Raw genomic sequence first — 16,062 nt, forward strand, 5'->3', positions numbered from 1 at the left:
GACCGGAACGCGGGGAGGGGGTTCGGGGGAGGCGGTTCAGGGGAGGCGGTTCAGAGGAGGCGTACGGGCTTCTCGGGGCGTACGCCGACCTCGGCGAGCCAGTCGCGCAGCGGTGCCGGGTCCCCGTCCTCGACGAGGGAGAGGACCCGGGGGGCGAGGTCGGCGCGGCGCTCGCCGCCGACCAGCAGGACGGGGCCGTCCAGCCAGTCCAGGCCCGGGCCCGCGCCGGCCCAGTCCACGGCGGCGCAGCAGACCAGGGCGGTGACGTGTTCGGCGAGCAGGTCCCGGCCGCTGCGCGGGGGCTGGAGCGGGAACAGCGGGAGCGTGTCCGCGCCCCCGCGCGGCTGGGGCCGGCCGGCTCCGGCCGCGCGCTCCTCCCGGGCCAGGTCGCCGCTGAGCCGCCCGGCGAGGGCGTCTCCTGCCGCGCCCTCCCCGGCGGGGTCGGCGAGGTAGCCGAGGACCCGCTCCAGCGTGGGCCCGGCGGGGGGAACCGGTTCGCCCAGGGCGGTCCGGTCGGCGGGCCGGGCGGCGGCCGGGGCGGTGGGACCGCCGGGACCGCCCGGGACGCCGGCCCCGGACGCGGAGGCCTCCCCCTGGGCGGGGGCGCCCGTGGTCACGGGGACCGGCTCCGCCGGGGCCCCGGCGGCGTCCGGGCGGGAGGCGGCTGCGGCGGGCGGTGCCGGGTCCGCCGGGACGGACAGGGCGTCCAGGGCCGCGTGCAGGCGAGCCGCCTCGGTACGCCACTTCCGGTCCACGACCTCCTGCGGGTACGCCGCCCAGTCGACGGGGGACCAGTCCGGCCCCGCCTCGGCCGGGCCGCCGTGGAAGAGGCGGGCCGCCAGCAGGGAGGCGGCCTCGTCCACCACGCCGGGCTGCTCCAGCAGGTCGCAGGCGGGGCGCTCGCCGAGCCGCGAGGTGAAGCCCTCGGCCAGCCGGTCCCGCCGGGACAGCTCGGTCAGGGCGGAGACCACTCCGGCGTCCAGGTGCGCCGGCCAGCGGCCCATCCGCCAGGCGGGCAGCGCGACCCGGGTCAGCAGCCGGTCCCAGCCCGCGTAGGCGAGGCCCACCTGCTCCTGGGCGACGATGCGCAGCGCGTAGTCCACACCCTGTGCACGGTTGGAGGCGGCGGCGGCGACCCCGCGCTCCATCTCGGCGGCGTCCGTCCGGCACAGCCGCAGCAGCAGCCGGGCCGGGCGGCCGATCCAGCCCAGGCCGGGCCTGCCGCCGATGTCCGCCGCCGCGTCGAGGCCGCGTACGAAGCCGCGGGCGTCGGCTATGTCCGGGTGCGCGGAGGGGCCCGTACCGGCGACGACGGGCGCGAGGACGGCCCGTAGCTCCGCGACCCGCATCCACCACAGGAACGGGGAGCCGATCACCAGCACGGGGGCCGCACCGGGCTCGGTCTCCGGGCCGCCCCCCGTGCCGGCGCCGGTCCGGCGGTGGGCGGCGTGGGTGCGGTCCTCCAGCCAGCTGTCGCAGTCCGGGGTCAGGGCTATCGCGGAGGGCGCGGGGACGTCCATCCGGTCGGCCAGGTCCCGCACGAGCCGGTAGAGGTCGGGGGCGGCGGCTTCGGGCAGCGGCACCGTCGGGGTCACGGCGGGACCCGCGCGAAGCACCACCGCGCCGAATATCCCGCCCGCCAGCAGCACCAGCGCGGCCACCGCGCAGACGCCCAGGGTCACCGCCGGCCAGGGGTCACCGGCCAGCCGCCCCGTCATCCGGGCAGCGACGAGCACCACCGCGAGGGCGGCGGGCAGCAGCACGGCGGCCGTGGCCCTGCTGCGGACCCGCAGCACGGCGAGGGCCCGCGAACGCGCGGACGGCGCGCCCACTTCTGCGATCGAACCGGTTCCGGACACGGCCGGACCTCACCCCCTCTGCCCTGCGGCGGCTTTGCTCACTCCCCCACTGTGACACCCGCCACTGACATCGCAATGCCGGTGGGCCATGTGCCGGAATGCTTGCGCCGCACCCTAGTTGGGGCGGGGGCGGACGTCAGGCGGTCTGGGTGACGATCACCCGATGGAATGGCTTTGGGTAAAGGTGGCTGCGTTCGAAGGCGGCCGGATGCAGTCGCACGCGTACGCACGCGCGGGCCCGGTGCGCGTCTTCGCGCTCCGGGCCCGCGTCATGACTGCCGTGCTGGTCAGCGGCCTTCGGCCGCCTTGGCGGCGATGTCCGTGCGGTGCTGGGACCCGTCGAGCTTGATCCGCCCGACTGCCTTATACGCCTTCTCACGGGCCTGCGCCAGGTCGGAACCGGTCGCCGTCACCGAGAGGACGCGACCGCCCGCGCTGACGACGGCGTCGCCCTCGCGCCGGGTCCCGGCGTGCAGCACGTACGCGTCGGGCGCGTCCTGCGCCGCCACCTCGCCGAGGCCCTCGATCGGGTCGCCGGTGCGCGGGGTGTCGGGGTAGTTGTGGGAGGCGATGACCACGGTGACGGCCGCGTCGTCGCTCCAGTTCAGCGCCGGGAGGGCGTCCAGGGTGCCGTTCGCGGCGTTCAGCAGCACGCCCGCGAGGGGGGTGCGCAGCCGGGCGAGGACCACCTGGGTCTCGGGGTCGCCGAAGCGGGCGTTGAACTCGATGACGCGGGTGCCGCGGCTGGTGATGGCCAGGCCCGCGTAGAGCAGCCCGGAGAAGGGCGTGCCGCGGTGGCGCAGCTCGTCCACGGTCGGCTGGAGGACCAGCTCCATGACCTCGTCGACCAGCTTCGGGTCCGCCCACGGGAGCGGCGAGTACGCGCCCATGCCGCCCGTGTTGGGACCCCGGTCCCCGTCGAGCGCGCGCTTGAAGTCCTGCGCGGGCTGGAGCGGCAGCACGGTGACGCCGTCGGTGATGGCGAAGAGGGAGACCTCGGGGCCGTCGAGGTACTCCTCGATGACGACCCGGTCGCAGGCCAGCGCGTGGTCCCGGGCGGCGGCCCGGTCCTCGGTGACGACGACGCCCTTGCCGGCGGCGAGGCCGTCGTCCTTGACCACGTACGGGGCGCCGAAGGCGTCGAGGGCCGCGTCGACCTCCTCGGCGGTGGTGCAGACGTAGCTGCGCGCGGTCGGTACCCCTGCCGCGGCCATCACGTCCTTGGCGAAGGCCTTGGAGCCCTCCAGCTGCGCGGCCTCGGCGGACGGCCCGAAGACCGGGATGCCGGCCGCGCGGACGGCGTCCGCGACGCCGGCGACCAGGGGCGCCTCCGGGCCGACGACGACCAGGCCGGCGCCGAGTTCGGTCGCGAGGGCGGCGACCGCCGCGCCGTCGAGGGCGTCGACCGGGCGCAGCTCCGCCACCTCGGCGATGCCGGCGTTGCCGGGGGCGCAGTACAGCGCGGAGACGTCGGGGTCGAGGGACAGAGAGCGGCACAGGGCGTGTTCGCGGGCGCCGCCGCCGATGACGAGGACCTTCACGCCGCCCAGGGTAGCCCGGACGGCGCGGCCGGTTTCGTGCGGCCACCCAATCAGCGGGGGCTACTCGTTCGTGTATTCCTCCACAACGGTCGCTCCGAGCTCGCGCACGATCAGGTCGTGTCCGGTCAGGGCGCTGTCGACGAGGTCCGGGTCGTCCTCCTCCGGTACGTCGTCCTCGGGGGCGACCGGCGGCGGGGCCTGCTGCACGGGCGGCTGCTGCGCGGGGGCCGCCTGCGGGGGCGCCGGCTGGTACGCGGACGGCTGCGGGGCCTGCTGGACCGGCGCGGCGGGCGCGGCCTGCGGGGCAGCCGGGGGCGGGCTGTAGGCGGGCGCGGCCGGCGCGGAGTAGGAGGAGTACGAGGAGGGCGCGGCCGGGGCCGGTCCGCCGCCCCCGACGACGGCGTCGATCTTCCAGTTGACCTGGAACTGCTCGGCCAGGACCGCCTTGAGGACGTCCTCGCTGCCGCTGCTCGCGAAGTTGTCGCGGGCGCCGGCGTTGGGGAAGCCGAGCTGCAGGGTGGTCCCGTCGAAGCCGGTGACCTGGGCGTTCTGGCTGAGCAGGATCCAGGTGAAGCGGCGGCGGTTCTTGACGGCCTCCAGTACGCCGGGCCACATCGCCTGGACCTGACCGGCCCCGGCCGCCATCTCGGCGGAGGGAGCGGCGACCGCCGGCGCGGGCGCGGAGGCCGTGGGGGCGGGGGTGGGCGCGGGGGCGGCCGGGGCCGGTGCACCGCTGCCGGGCACGGCGGCGCTGGGCCACGCCCCGGCGACGGGGGCGGCCGGAGCGGCAGGGGCGGCGGATCCGGGCCAGGCGCCGGGTGCGGGCGCCCCGCTGCCGGGCTGGGCGGCCCCGGGCCACGCGCCGGGCGCCTGCGCGGGCGCGGCGGCCGGAGCGGCGGCCTGGACGGGCGCGGGGGCCTGGACCGGCGGCTGCACGGGGGCCGGAGCCTGTACGGGTGCCGGAGCCTGGACGGGCGCGGCGGCCGGAGCCGGGACCGCGGCCGGGGCCTGCGCGGGCGGAGCCTGCGCCGCCACGGCGGCGTCCGGCACGGGACCGCGTACGGCGGCACGCGCGGCGGCGACCCCGCCGCCGGGCCCGGCCGGAGCCATGCCGTGCGCCTCGGGACCGGGCACGTAGCCCATGGCGGGCGGTGCGGACGGCGCGGGGGCGAAGGCGGCACCGGCGGGCGGACCGCTGCGCTCCAGCCGGTCGAGCCGCGCCTGCACGGACCGCTCGTCGTCGAAGGCGGCCGGCAGCAGCACCCGGGCGCAGATCAGCTCCAGCTGGAGCCTGGGCGAGGTGGCGCCGCGCATCTCGGTGAGCCCGGCGTTGACCAGGTCGGCGGCGCGGCTGAGCTCGGCGGCGCCGAACACCGAGGCCTGGGCCTGCATCCGCTCCACGACGTCGGCGGGGGCGTCGATCAGCCCCTTCTCCCCGGCGTCGGGCACGGCGGCCAGGATCACCAGGTCGCGCAGCCGCTCCAGCAGGTCGGCGACGAACCGGCGCGGGTCGTTCCCGCCCTCGACCACCCGGTCGACGACCTCGAAGGCGGCGGCCCCGTCGCCGGCGGCGAAGGCGTCGACGACGGAGTCGAGCAGCGAGCCCTCGGTGTACCCGAGCAGGGAGGTCGCCATGGCGTACGTCACACCCGCCTCGCCCGCACCGGCGAGGAGCTGGTCCATGACGGACATGGAGTCGCGCACGGACCCGGCGCCGGCGCGCACGACGAGCGGCAGCACTCCGTCCTCGACCTTGGCGCCCTCGCGCCCGCAGACCTCGCCGAGGTAGTCGCGCAGCGTCCCGGGCGGCACGAGCCGGAAGGGGTAGTGGTGCGTCCTGGAGCGGATCGTCCCGATGACCTTCTCGGGCTCGGTGGTCGCGAAGATGAACTTGAGGTGCTCCGGCGGCTCCTCGACCACCTTCAGCAGGGCGTTGAAGCCCGCCGAGGTGACCATGTGCGCCTCGTCGATGATGTAGATCTTGTACCGGCTCGACGCGGGCCCGAAGAAGGCCTTCTCCCGCAGGTCACGCGCGTCGTCGACACCACCGTGCGAGGCGGCGTCGATCTCGATGACGTCGATGGAGCCCGGCCCGTTCCTGGCGAGGTCGCGGCAGGACTGGCACTCCCCGCAGGGGTCCGGGGTGGGACCCTGCTCACAGTTGAGGCACCGCGCCAGGATGCGCGCGCTGGTCGTCTTGCCACAGCCGCGCGGGCCACTGAACAGGTACGCGTGATTGACCCGGTTGTTCCGCAGGGCCTGCATCAGCGGTGCAGTGACATGCTCCTGCCCGATGACCTCGGCGAACGACTCGGGGCGATAGCGGCGGTACAGCGCAAGGGACGACACGTCTACGAGGTTATCCGGGCCCACCGACAACAACGGCCCGCCGACGCCCCCGGACCCGCCCCGGAACGCAAAGCGCCCCTCACGCACCCGCCAGAGCCCACTTACCCTTGCTGCCTTCCGGCCCTGGGGGAGTTGGGTGAGATAGCGCCACGTGAGGGGCTGGGCCCCACCCTAGCGGATACGGGCCCCCGGAATCGAGCCGGACCCCTCCCCGGATCCTCACGGGCCCCCCGGACCGGATCGTGTTCGCGAGCACCCCTCAACGTCTTGTATTGTTTGCGGCGGAGGATTCGCCTAGAGGCCTAGGGCGCACGCTTGGAAAGCGTGTTGGGGGCAACCCCTCACGAGTTCGAATCTCGTATCCTCCGCCTCTGCCCGTCAGGGCAAACGAAGGTCCCGACCGCTCAGCGGCCGGGACCTTCGTCGTTCCGCGGTCCCAGTTCCGGGATGGCCGTCGGTGGCGGTGTCACCATCCGGTCTGCGGCTCGCCCAGAACCTCACTGCCGATGCACCCGGCGAGTTTCCGGGCCCGGGGCAGGTCGCCGAACTTGCCCGTGTGCACGAAGACGGTGTGGTGCTCGGTCCACCGGTCCCACCCGGCGTCATCTCCGTGGAACACCACTTGGACCCCGTCGTACTTCGGCGACCCGTAACGGCCGGCCTCCGGTTCGTCCGGCCACGAGCCGTGCCAGTCGATCGCGGCCAGGCCCCGGCCGAGAGCCGCCACGAAGCGTTCCTCCACGCTCCCTCGCGGAACGTCCACCATGACGTCCAGCGGCAGGTGCGGCTCCAGCGCGGCATCGTCCGCAGTCGTGACGTCGAGGTCGAACCAGAGGTCCTCGCCCGCCGGACCGGTACGCATCTCCGAGTAATCGAAGTTCGCCCCGGGCAGGACCTCGGCGATCTTCCGCACGTCCGCGACCGTGCGCAGCTCCGCGAAGAGCCCGATCTCGTCATCGCGCTCCGCCAGCAGGGCGCACAAACGCTTGGCCTGCGCGTACGCCTCGATCGCGTCCGTGGTCCGGAGAACGGGATATGCCCTGGAGTTGCCCATGGACCGAACCGTCGCACGCCCTCGCACACCTCCGCCATCGCGTTTCACGACGAACGGCATCACCACGGGAAGCCCTCGGCGCATCCGTACGCGACGAAGGCGGCGGCCACCAGGACGCCGGTCGCGGCCAGGCCCCGGCGGCGCCAGTCCGGGAAGGTGCAGAGGGCCACCAGGCCCGGGCCGGCGGCGAGGGCGCATAAGGCGAGGAGCGAGGGCTCCGGGTACTGGTGGGGCGAGAGCGGGGCCAGCAGCGTCAGGGCGTACATCTGCAGGGCGAGGCAGGCCGGGACGGTGGCCGTCCTCGGGCGGACGTCCAGCAGGCGCAGGGCGATCACGAAGAAGACCGCCGTGACGGCGAACCACGAGACGAAGCAGAAGAACTGGTACACCGGCAGGCAGATCGCGGGGCCGGATTCGCAGCGGCCGTCCTCGGTGGCGCCCCACCACCACAGCCCCATCGCCAGGTAGCCGGTGAACAGACCGGCGAGGGTGCTGCCCGCCACTGAGTAGATCTTGTCCATGCGCCAGACGCTCGCAGGGCGGGGCAGGCGCGTCCTGAGTACGCGTACTCAGAAACGGCCACTTTCGTAGACAGTGTCTACTCCTTGCGACGCAGGGACTCCTGGGACGCGACGTACTTCAGCATCAGGCGGGCGAAGTCCAGGCGTTCGCGCTCGCTCCAGCCGGCGGTGACGTACTCGAACGCCGAGCGCTGGTGCCGGCGGAAGCGGGCCATCAGCTCCTCGCCCTCGGGGCTGAGGTGGAGGACCGTGCGGCGGCCGTCCCGCTGGGAGGCGGCGCGGACCAGGTAGCCGGCCGAGATGCAGTCGGAGACCATGCGGCTGGCCACCGACGGGTCGGTGCCCAGGTGCGCGCCCACGGCGCCGACGGTGACCTCGCGGGCGCCCTCCTGCCCGATCTCCAGGATGACGTTGAGGACCAGGGTCCGACCGAGGTCCTTCTGGGAGATCGGGTCCTCGACCTCCAGGAGCGAGGAGCGCCGCAGCTTCCCGAACGCCGGCCCGACGGCGTTCAGCAGCTCTTCGTCGCTCATGCCCGCCGCGTTCGCCGTGCTCGCCGTGTCCGCCGTGCTCGCCGCGTCCGGCCGCTGGTTCGTCATGGCCCCGATCGTATATCCGTGACCGTCGGCAAACATGTGTTGACGTGAAAACGTGTGCATGCAAGCATGCATATGTAGGCAGTCAATCAATGAGCGGCTGCCGCCCGCTACGAACGGAGCCCCCATGACCACCCTCGTCACCGGCGCCCGCGGCAAGGTCGGCCGCGCCCTCGTCGCCCGCCTGCACTCCGCCGGCCACGCCGTCCGCGCCGCCAGCGCCAACCCCGCCGGGCTCACCGTCCCGGCCGGCGTCGAGGCGCACGAGCTCGTCCTCGACCGCCCCGGGACCAACGCCGCCGCACTGGACGGCGTACGACAGGTCTTCCTCTATCCCGAGCCCGCCGGCATCCACGAGCTGATCGCCGCCGCCGAGGCCGCCGGTGTCGAGCACGTCGTCCTGCTGTCCTCGTCCTCCGTCCTCGCCCCCGGCGCCGAGGACGACGCGCTCGCCGGCCACAGCCTCAAGGTCGAGCGGGCCCTCACCGCTTCCACCCTGACCTGCACCTTCCTGCGCCCGGACGCCTTCGCCAGCAACTCCTTCGGCTGGGCGTACCCCATCGGCCGGTCCCTGCCGGTCCAGCTCGCCTTCCCCGACGCGCACATCGCGCCCATCCACCCCGAGGACATCGCCGACATCGCCTTCGAGGCCCTCACCGGCGACTCCCTCACCGGCCGCCGGCTCACCCTGACCGGCTCCGAGTCACTCACCTTCCGCCGCCAGCTCGCGATCCTGGCCGACGCCATCGGCCGCGAGATCCCCGTCGAACGCATCACCCGCGCCGAGGCCGAGCGGCAGATGGGCGCCCACATGCCCGCGCCGATGGTCTCCTCGCTGCTCGACCTGTGGGAGGCCGCGGACCACGGTCCCGCCGCCATCGCCGACACCACCCTGACCCTCCTCGGCCGCCCCGCCCGCAGCTACGCGCAGTGGGCCCGCGAGAACGCCGCCGCCTTCACCGCCCGCTGATCCCACCCCCCGAAGGAGCACCGCCGTGAAGCCCATCGGCCACTGGCTGGCCCGCACCGACCAGGCCCTCACCACCGCCATGGACGCCCTGCTGGACGAGTTCGGCCTCACCCGCCTCGGCTGGCAGGTCCTGAACGTCGTACGCGAGGACCCCGCCGCCGGTGACGCCGGCGTGCGGACCGCCCTCGCCGCCCACGCCCCGGCCGCCGAGCTGGACTCCGCCATCGCGGCCGTCCTCGACGGCGGCTGGGCGGCCCGGCCGGAGCCGGACCGCCTCGCCCTGACCGACGACGGCCGCGCCCGCCTCGCGCCGGCCGGCGAGCGCGTCGGCGCCTTCCGCGAGCTGTCGACGGCCGGCATCTCCCCGCAGGAGTACCGGACCGCCGTCAGCGTCCTGGAGCGGATGACCCGCAACCTCACAGCAGGTCGGTGAAGAGCCGGTAGCCGGTCGGGTCGCCCGGCATCTGCCAGTGCAGGCCCTGGAGGAGGAAGCAGGCCACCAGGTTGGTCACCGCGAAGAAGCCGAGGACGGCCAGGGTGAAGCCGGCCGCGCGGCGCAGGGCGGGCGACGTCCGGGCGGCGCCCAGGGGCTGGAACTCGCGGGCCAGGACGAGGTTCACGGCCGCCGCGAGGACCGCGAGCAGGAAGGTGATCGCCGCCCAGGTGTAGAGGTGCAGTCCGAACAGGGCGCCCGCGTAGCCGGGGTCCGGGGGCACGATGTGCATCAGCACCTGCGAGGCGGACACGGTGCTGCCGATCAGCGCCGAGACGATGGCCACGCCCCAGCCGGAGGCGAACTCGGCGGTGCTCACCGCGCCCTTGCGCGAGCGGGCGATGATCATGGCCGGTCCGAGCGCGCTGAGCAGCATGAACATCCGCTGGAGCAGGCACATCGGGCAGGGGTACTCCCACAGCCCGAACTGGAAGACGTACGCGCCGCCGATGGTGGCGCACATGCCCAGCACGTAGGCGTGGGCGAACCAGAGGCCCAGGCGGTGGGAGGGGCGGACGGGGGGAAGGGTGACGGTGGTGGTCGCGGTGGCGGTCATGTCGGGCTCCTCCTCAGAAGCTCAGGCCGAAGGCGCGGTCGAGGTGGGGGAGGAACGCGAGCGTGGTGAGCGCCAGCGTCCCCGCCCACAGCAACAGCCGTGACCTGCGCGGCCAGTCGCCCAGCACCGCCCAGAGGCAGAGGGAGATCAGGAGGAAGAGGAGGGTGTACATGGTGTCCTTGCTTCATCGGAAGGCTCTTGCCACCACCCTCGTCCGGTCCCCCGGCCCCCGGTAGGCCCCGCTGGCGGATGGGGGCATAGGCCGGCCCTATGCCCCGGCCCCCATCCAGCCCCCATCCAGCCCCGTCCCCGCCCGGGGCGGCAGGCCCTAAGCTGCGCCCGTGCCGTCCTACTCGATCGGCCGGGCCGCCGGCCTGCTGTGCGTGAGTCCCGAGACCGTGCGCCGCTGGGCCGATGCCGGCCGGCTGCCCTCGCGGCGCGCCCCCGACGGCACCCGGTCCGTCGACGGGGCGGCGCTCGCCGCCTTCGCCGCGCAGCGGGCCGCCGGGCTGCACCCCGTGCCCGGCCGGGCGGCCGCCACCTCCGTGCGCAACGCCTTCGCGGGCATCGTCACCGCCGTACGGGTCGACGAGGTCGCGGCCCAGGTGGAGATCCAGTCGGGCCCGCACCGCATCGTCTCGGTGGTCACGCGCGAGTCGGTGGAGGAGCTCGGGATCGCGGTCGGCGTCAGCGTCACCGCCCGCGTGAAGTCGACGGAGGTCGTCGTCGACCTCCCGGGGTGAGCGCGCGGGATCAGCACCCGGGATCAGCACGCGGGGGCAGCGCGCGGGGTCAACCGCAGAGCAGCGCCGCGTACAGGTCCAGCTTGTGGTCCAGGCGCGAGAGGTCACGGCCCGTCAGGACCTGAACCCGCTCCATCCGGTAGTGCACGGTGTTCACGTGCAGGTGGAGCGCCTCCGCCGTGCGGGCCCACGAGCAGTTGTTGGCCAGGAAGACCTCCAGGGTCTCCCGCAGCATCCCGTCGCCCAGCGCCCCCAGCGTCGCCGTCCCGAACACCGAGCGGACCTCCCCCGGCACCCCCGACAGCAGCTCCGCGAGGGTGTCCAGCTGCTCGACCGCGCGCACCCGGCCCTCCCCCTCGGCGGCCGCCGTCAGGGCGAAGCGGGCCTGGCCGAGGGAGGCCCGCAGCCCCTCCGGCCCCGCCACCGGCGCGCCCGCGCCGAGGCACAGGTCCGCTCCCGGGACCGCGCAGGCCTGGAGCAGCGGCCACAGTGCGCGCAGCTCGGCCGCGACGTCGACGCGCCCGCACGGGTCCTCGTACAGCACGGCGGCCGTGTCGCCCGCCGCCCACGGAACCCCCTCCAGGTGCGCCAGCGCCTCGGCCAGGGCCGCCCCCGAGGTTGCCGCGAGCACCCGGTACGGGCCCGCGGCAGGCAGTCCGGCCGCGGCGAGGGCCTCCTCCAGCGCCGCCGGGTCGGGCTCCGCCGGGCCGGACAGCAGCCCGGTCAGGGCCTGCCCGGCGGTCCGGGCGGCGGCGGTGTCGCGGCGTTCGCGGCCCTCGCGGTACTGGGCGAGGACCTCGGCGATCTCGTGCAGCACCCGGGGCGGAGCGGCGTCGGCGTCCGGGACGTGCAGCTGCCAGGCGTCGTACGGGGAACTGTCGGCCTCCACGCGCAGGGTGAGCCCGCCGCGCGCGGGGGCGGCCGCCCGCTGGGCGGGTACCGCGGGGGCGGAGGGCGTACGCGCCACCGTGCGGCCGCTCGCGGTCAGCAGGTAGCAGGCCACCCTGCCGAGGTGCGCGCAGGCGCGGTCCAGCAGTTCGGCGGGGCCTGCGCCGCCCTCCAGCAGCCGGCTCAGCTCGCCGCGCACGTTCTCGGGGAGGGCGAAGGGCCTGGTCGGGCGGCGGCTGAGGTCGCCCCACTGGCGCAGGTACACGGCCTCGGTGACGGCCCGGAAGCTGGTGCGCCCCGGAACGGCCACGATCGGCATCCGGTGGGCCCGGCAGGCGGCGACCAGTTCCTCGGGGACCCGCCCGTGGGTCTCCTCGCCGGCGAGGAGGGCGGTGGCCCCGGCGTCGGCGAGGGCGGAGACGAAGCGGTCGGCCTTGGCCGGCTCGCCCTCCGCCCACCACACCAGTCCGCTCAGGACGAGCTCGCCGGGGCCGAGGAAGCGGCCCGGGTCCTCCAGGTCGGTGGCGGTGACACCGCTGATCTCCTGGCCGAGAAGCGCTTCCTCACCCCAGAGCAGGGTGAGGCCGAGATTCTCCGACTGGAGCAGATCGAGGACGTGCATGCGGGGGCTCCTTGCGGTGGGGGGTGTCCCACATTCGCGAGGTGAATACGAGGAATGCCATCGTAAATGCAAGGCTGCTGGCCGCCTATAGCTCTTGGTTGATTCACCAGGAGCGGCCCGTCACGGCCGGATCCTTTCCGTGGCCGGGACCAGTCGTTTCGCCCCCTGCGCCGTTGCTTCACTGGGGCGAACCCCCGATGGCAGGAAGGCTGGTGGCGCGAATTGGACCTCAACACGGTGCTCGACGTGCGCGACGCGCGCCGCCGCGAACCCTGGCGTCCCGGTGACGCCTTCCTCGGCGGCGGCACCTACCTCTTCTCCGAGCCGCAGCCCCACGTCCGGCGCCTGATCGACCTCTCGCGGATGGGCTGGCCGCCACTGTCCCGGCAGCCGGACGGCTCCCTCGACATCGCCGCGACCTGCACGATCACCGAACTGTCGCGGTTCGGCCGGACCCTGTCCGCCACCGCCGCCCCGCTGATCGAGCAGTGCTGCCGCGCCTTCCTGGCCAGCTTCAAGATCTGGAACATGGCCACGGTCGGCGGGAACCTCTGCAACGGCCTGCCCGCCGGCCCGATGATCTCCCTGACCGCCGCCCTCGACGCCACCGTCCTCCTCCAGGGCCAGGACGGCGCCACCCGCCGGATGCCCGTCACCGAGTTCATCCGCGGCGCCGGCGTCAAGGACCTGCGCGACGGCGAGATGCTGCGCTCCGTACGGATCCCCGCCCGAGCCCTGGAGACGCGTACGGCCTTCCGGCAGGCCTCGCTCTACGGACTGGGCCGCTCCGGCTCCCTGGTCATCGGCGCCCTAGACCCGCGGGACGGCTCCCTCGCCGTCACCGTCTCCGCCGCCACCACCCGCCCCTTGCGCTTCTGGTTCGCGCTGCCGCCCACCGCGGAGGGGCTGCGGGCGGCCGTCGACGACGCCGTCCGTCCCGGGGAGTGGTTCGACGACATCCACGGGCTCCCCGAGTGGCGACGGCACATGGCACTGCGGCAGGCGGAGGAGATCCGCCGCGAACTCACCCCGGAGGAGGGCCCCCGATGAGCTACGGGATCGAGATCAACGAGCAGCGTTTCGAGGACGAGCCGCGGGCGGGCCAGTGCCTGCGCACCTACCTGCGCGAACGCGGCTGGTTCGGCGTGAAGAAGGGCTGCGACCAGGGCGACTGCGGGGCCTGCACGGTCCACGTCGACGGGCAGCCGGTGCACAGCTGCCTCTACCCGGCCGTCCGCGCCGAGGGCCGCTCCGTCACCACCGTCGAGGGCCTGGCCAAGCCCGGCGGCGAACTCCACCCGGCGCAGCAGCGGTTCCTGGACGCCCAGGGCTTCCAGTGCGGGTTCTGCACGGCCGGGTTCCTGATGACCACCTCCGCCCTCCAGGCCGAGCGGGGCACCGCCCACGACGACGGCAAGCTCGACGACCTCCCGCGCGCCTTCAAGGGCAACATCTGCCGCTGTACCGGCTACCGCGCCATCGAGGACGCCGTCCGCGGGGTCAAGCACGTCGAGGAGCCCGGGGCGGGCCAGGCCGTGGGCCGCAGCCCGGGCGCCCCGGCCGGACCCCAGGTCGTGACCGGCACCGCCCGCTACACCTTCGACGTGGACGTCCCCGGGCTGCTCCACATGAAGCTGCTGCGCTCCCCGCACCCGCACGCCCGCATCGTCGGCATCGACACCCGCGACGCCCTCCAGGTCCCGGGCGTGCACGCGGTCCTCACCCACCACGACGCCCCGGACCAGCTGTACTCCTCGGCCCGGCACGAGCACCCCACCGAGGACCCGATGGACACCCGCGTCCTGGACGACGTGGTCCGCTTCGTCGGCCAGCGCGTGGCGGCCGTGGTCGCCGACAGCGAGCAGGCGGCCGAGGAGGGCTGCCGCCGCGTGGTCGTCACGTACGAGGAGCTCCCGTACGTGGTCGACCCGGAGGAGGCGATGCTGCCGGGCGCGCCGGTCCTGCACCCCAAGGGCCCCGAGTCGGGGATCTTCCGCGCCGGGAACAACGTGTGCGGCGAGGTCCACGGCACGATCGGCGACATGGAGAAGGGATATACGGAGGCGGACGTCGTCCACGAGGAGACCTTCCGGACGCAGCGGGTGCAGCACGCCAGCCTGGAGACCCACGGCAGCGTCGCCTGGTTCGAACCCAAGGAGGACGGCGAGGGCGAGCGGATCACCGTCCGCTCCTCCACCCAGGCCCCCTTCCTCACCCGGCGGGCGCTGTGCGCGCTGTACGGGCTCGGCGAGGACGAGGTCCGCGTCGTCGCGGGCCGCGTGGGCGGCGGGTTCGGCGGCAAGCAGGAGATGCTGACCGAGGACATCGTGGTCCTCGCCGCCCTGAAGCTGCGGCGCCCGGTGAAGCTCGAGTTCACCCGGGCCGAGCAGTTCTACGGTGCCACCACCCGCCACCCCTTCAAGATCACCATCAAGATCGGGGCGAAGGCCGACGGCACGCTCACCGCGCTGCGCATCCGCATCGTCTCCAACACCGGCGCCTACGGGAACCACGGCCCGGCGGTCATGTTCCACAGCGCGGGCGAGTCCTTCGCCGTGTACAAGGCGCCGAACAAGGAGGTGGAGGCGTACTCGGTCTACACGAACACGGTGCCCGCGGGCGCCTTCCGCGGCTACGGGCTGGGCCAGGTCCTCTTCGCCCTCGAATCGGTGATGGACGAGCTGGCGATCCGGCTCGGCATGGACCCGCTGGTGCTGCGCGAGAAGAACGTCATCGGCGCCGGCGACCACATGGTGACCCCGATCGGCCACGAGGAGGACCTCTTCATCGCCTCCTACGGCATGAAGCAGTGCATGGACGTCGTGCGCCGGGCCGAGGCCGAGGACCGCAGCCACGAGGAGGTCCCCGAGGGCTGGCTGACGGGCACGGGCTCGGCCGTCGCCATGATCGCGACGGGGCCGCCCGGCGGCCACTTCGCCGACGCGCGGGTCAGCCTGCTGCGAGACGGCACGTACGACATCGCGGTGGGCACGGCGGAGTTCGGCAACGGCACCACCACCGTCCACAAGCAGATCACCGCCGGAGCGCTGAACACCACGGTCGACCGGATCGCCGTCCGCCAGTCCGACACGGACGTGGTCCGCCACGACACCGGCGCGTTCGGCTCGGCCGGCACGGTGGTGGCGGGCAAGGCCGTCATGCTGGCCGCCGACTCGCTCGCGGAGCGGCTGAGGACCTTCGCCGCCCGCCACACGGGCGTGGCCCGGCACCTGTGCAGGCTGGAGGCCGAGGCCTTCGACTGCGCGGGCCGCGTCCTCACCCTCAAGGAGCTGTACGAGGCCGCGTACGACAAGGGCGTGCTGGAGGAGATCGCGGCGGACGGCCACTGGGGCGGCTCCCCGCGCTCGGTCGCCTTCAACGCCCAGTGGTTCCGCCTCGCCGTGGACCCGGACACGGGCGAGATGCGGATCCTGCGCAGCGTGCACGCGGCGGACGCCGGCAAGGTGATGAACCCGATGCAGTGCCGGGGCCAGGTGGAGGGCGGCGTGGCCCAGGCGCTGGGCGCCACGCTCTTCGAGACGGTACGGGTGGACGAGCGCGGGGAGGTCACCACGGCCGCCTTCCGCCGCTACCGGCTCCCGCAGTACGCGGACGTGCCGCGCACGGAGGTGCACTTCATGGAGACCTCGGACGCGATCGGCCCGCTCGGCGCGAAGTCCATGAGCGAGAGCCCCTTCAACCCGGTGGCCCCGGCGTTCACGAACGCCCTGCGGGACGCGACGGGGATCCGCTTCACCGAGCTGCCGGTGACACGTGATGTGGTTTGGCGGGCAATCAACCGGAAACTGCAAGGCGGAACCGGCAATTGATCGCACAGATACGGCTCGGGTGACCCTCTCAACCTCGCAG

The 16,062-nt window shown here is 74.3% G+C and carries 14 protein-coding genes, 1 tRNA gene and 1 other RNA gene; 6 read left to right on the forward strand and 10 right to left on the reverse strand.

The window, feature by feature from the left end:
• Positions 1 to 50: 50 nt before the first annotated feature.
• The 4 genes from OG553_RS16020 to ffs form a co-directional block, all read right to left on the reverse strand.
• A complete protein-coding gene (locus OG553_RS16020; protein WP_405979623.1) occupies positions 51 to 1,859 on the reverse strand; it encodes a hypothetical protein in 1,809 nt (602 codons plus the stop codon).
• A gap of 287 nt (positions 1,860 to 2,146) precedes the next feature.
• Entirely contained in the window at positions 2,147 to 3,400 is a 1,254-nt protein-coding gene (gene purD / locus OG553_RS16025; RefSeq protein ID WP_405979624.1) for a phosphoribosylamine--glycine ligase, read from the reverse strand.
• Positions 3,401 to 3,460: 60 nt separating this feature from the next.
• Entirely contained in the window at positions 3,461 to 5,749 is a 2,289-nt protein-coding gene (locus OG553_RS16030; protein WP_405979625.1) for a DNA polymerase III subunit gamma and tau, read from the reverse strand.
• A gap of 65 nt (positions 5,750 to 5,814) precedes the next feature.
• An RNA gene (gene ffs / locus OG553_RS16035) (signal recognition particle sRNA small type) lies at positions 5,815 to 5,913 on the reverse strand.
• A gap of 119 nt (positions 5,914 to 6,032) precedes the next feature.
• On the opposite strand from ffs, the gene OG553_RS16040 reads away from it, so the two are divergent.
• Positions 6,033 to 6,117, forward strand: a tRNA-Ser gene (locus OG553_RS16040).
• Between the two features lie 98 nt (positions 6,118 to 6,215).
• Here the strand turns inward: OG553_RS16040 and OG553_RS16045 are convergent.
• The 3 genes from OG553_RS16045 to OG553_RS16055 all read right to left on the reverse strand — a co-directional run bounded on the left by OG553_RS16045 (position 6,216) and on the right by OG553_RS16055 (position 7,923).
• Complete coding sequence (locus tag OG553_RS16045; protein WP_405979626.1) at positions 6,216 to 6,803, reverse strand: hypothetical protein; 588 nt, start codon at positions 6,801 to 6,803, stop codon at positions 6,216 to 6,218.
• Positions 6,804 to 6,862: 59 nt separating this feature from the next.
• Positions 6,863 to 7,324, reverse strand: coding sequence for a hypothetical protein (locus OG553_RS16050; RefSeq protein WP_405979627.1), 462 nt, complete (start codon positions 7,322 to 7,324; stop codon positions 6,863 to 6,865).
• Between the two features lie 77 nt (positions 7,325 to 7,401).
• The gene (locus OG553_RS16055; protein WP_405979628.1) at positions 7,402 to 7,923 is read right to left on the reverse strand and encodes a MarR family winged helix-turn-helix transcriptional regulator; all 522 of its coding nucleotides are present in this window, start codon (positions 7,921 to 7,923) and stop codon (positions 7,402 to 7,404) included.
• A gap of 124 nt (positions 7,924 to 8,047) precedes the next feature.
• On the opposite strand from OG553_RS16055, the gene OG553_RS16060 reads away from it, so the two are divergent.
• Positions 8,048 to 8,890: an NAD(P)H-binding protein gene (locus OG553_RS16060; RefSeq protein ID WP_405979629.1), complete on the forward strand. Its 843-nt coding sequence runs from the start codon at positions 8,048 to 8,050 to the stop codon at positions 8,888 to 8,890.
• Between the two features lie 25 nt (positions 8,891 to 8,915).
• A complete protein-coding gene (locus tag OG553_RS16065; RefSeq protein ID WP_405979630.1) occupies positions 8,916 to 9,323 on the forward strand; it encodes a MarR family transcriptional regulator in 408 nt (135 codons plus the stop codon).
• Here the strand turns inward: OG553_RS16065 and OG553_RS16070 are convergent.
• Positions 9,307 to 9,939, reverse strand: coding sequence for a disulfide bond formation protein B (locus tag OG553_RS16070; RefSeq protein WP_405979631.1), 633 nt, complete (start codon positions 9,937 to 9,939; stop codon positions 9,307 to 9,309). The two genes, OG553_RS16065 and OG553_RS16070, sit on opposite strands and share 17 nt — an antisense overlap.
• Before the next feature lie 13 nt (positions 9,940 to 9,952).
• Entirely contained in the window at positions 9,953 to 10,111 is a 159-nt protein-coding gene (locus OG553_RS16075; protein WP_405979632.1) for a hypothetical protein, read from the reverse strand.
• A gap of 169 nt (positions 10,112 to 10,280) precedes the next feature.
• Between OG553_RS16075 and OG553_RS16080 the strand changes: the two genes are divergently transcribed.
• Positions 10,281 to 10,682: a TOBE domain-containing protein gene (locus tag OG553_RS16080; protein WP_405979633.1), complete on the forward strand. Its 402-nt coding sequence runs from the start codon at positions 10,281 to 10,283 to the stop codon at positions 10,680 to 10,682.
• A 49-nt stretch (positions 10,683 to 10,731) separates the two neighbouring features.
• On the opposite strand, the gene OG553_RS16085 is transcribed toward OG553_RS16080, so the two are convergent.
• Complete coding sequence (locus OG553_RS16085; protein WP_405979634.1) at positions 10,732 to 12,192, reverse strand: PucR family transcriptional regulator; 1,461 nt, start codon at positions 12,190 to 12,192, stop codon at positions 10,732 to 10,734.
• Between the two features lie 222 nt (positions 12,193 to 12,414).
• On the opposite strand from OG553_RS16085, the gene OG553_RS16090 reads away from it, so the two are divergent.
• Positions 12,415 to 13,242, forward strand: a complete 828-nt coding sequence (locus tag OG553_RS16090; protein WP_405979635.1) for an FAD binding domain-containing protein — start codon at positions 12,415 to 12,417, stop codon at positions 13,240 to 13,242.
• On the forward strand, positions 13,239 to 16,022 hold the full coding sequence (locus OG553_RS16095; RefSeq protein ID WP_405979636.1) for a molybdopterin-dependent oxidoreductase: 2,784 nt from the start codon (positions 13,239 to 13,241) through the stop codon (positions 16,020 to 16,022). Before OG553_RS16090 ends, OG553_RS16095 begins: the two co-directional genes overlap by 4 nt.
• Positions 16,023 to 16,062: the final 40 nt, after the last annotated feature.

Source organism: Streptomyces sp. NBC_00158 (genome assembly GCF_045160885.1).
GTDB lineage: Bacteria > Actinomycetota > Actinomycetes > Streptomycetales > Streptomycetaceae > Streptomyces.

Coding starts and splice junctions, on each gene's coding strand:
- OG553_RS16060 (WP_405979629.1), top strand. CDS start 8,048: ATGACCACCCTCGTCACCGGCGCCCGCGGCAAGGTCGGCCGCGCCCTC.
- OG553_RS16075 (WP_405979632.1), bottom strand. CDS start 10,111: ATGTACACCCTCCTCTTCCTCCTGATCTCCCTCTGCCTCTGGGCGGTG.
- OG553_RS16085 (WP_405979634.1), bottom strand. CDS start 12,192: ATGCACGTCCTCGATCTGCTCCAGTCGGAGAATCTCGGCCTCACCCTG.
- OG553_RS16050 (WP_405979627.1), bottom strand. CDS start 7,324: ATGGACAAGATCTACTCAGTGGCGGGCAGCACCCTCGCCGGTCTGTTC.
- OG553_RS16045 (WP_405979626.1), bottom strand. CDS start 6,803: ATGGGCAACTCCAGGGCATATCCCGTTCTCCGGACCACGGACGCGATC.
- OG553_RS16055 (WP_405979628.1), bottom strand. CDS start 7,923: ATGACGAACCAGCGGCCGGACGCGGCGAGCACGGCGGACACGGCGAGC.
- OG553_RS16070 (WP_405979631.1), bottom strand. CDS start 9,939: ATGACCGCCACCGCGACCACCACCGTCACCCTTCCCCCCGTCCGCCCC.
- OG553_RS16095 (WP_405979636.1), top strand. CDS start 13,239: ATGAGCTACGGGATCGAGATCAACGAGCAGCGTTTCGAGGACGAGCCG.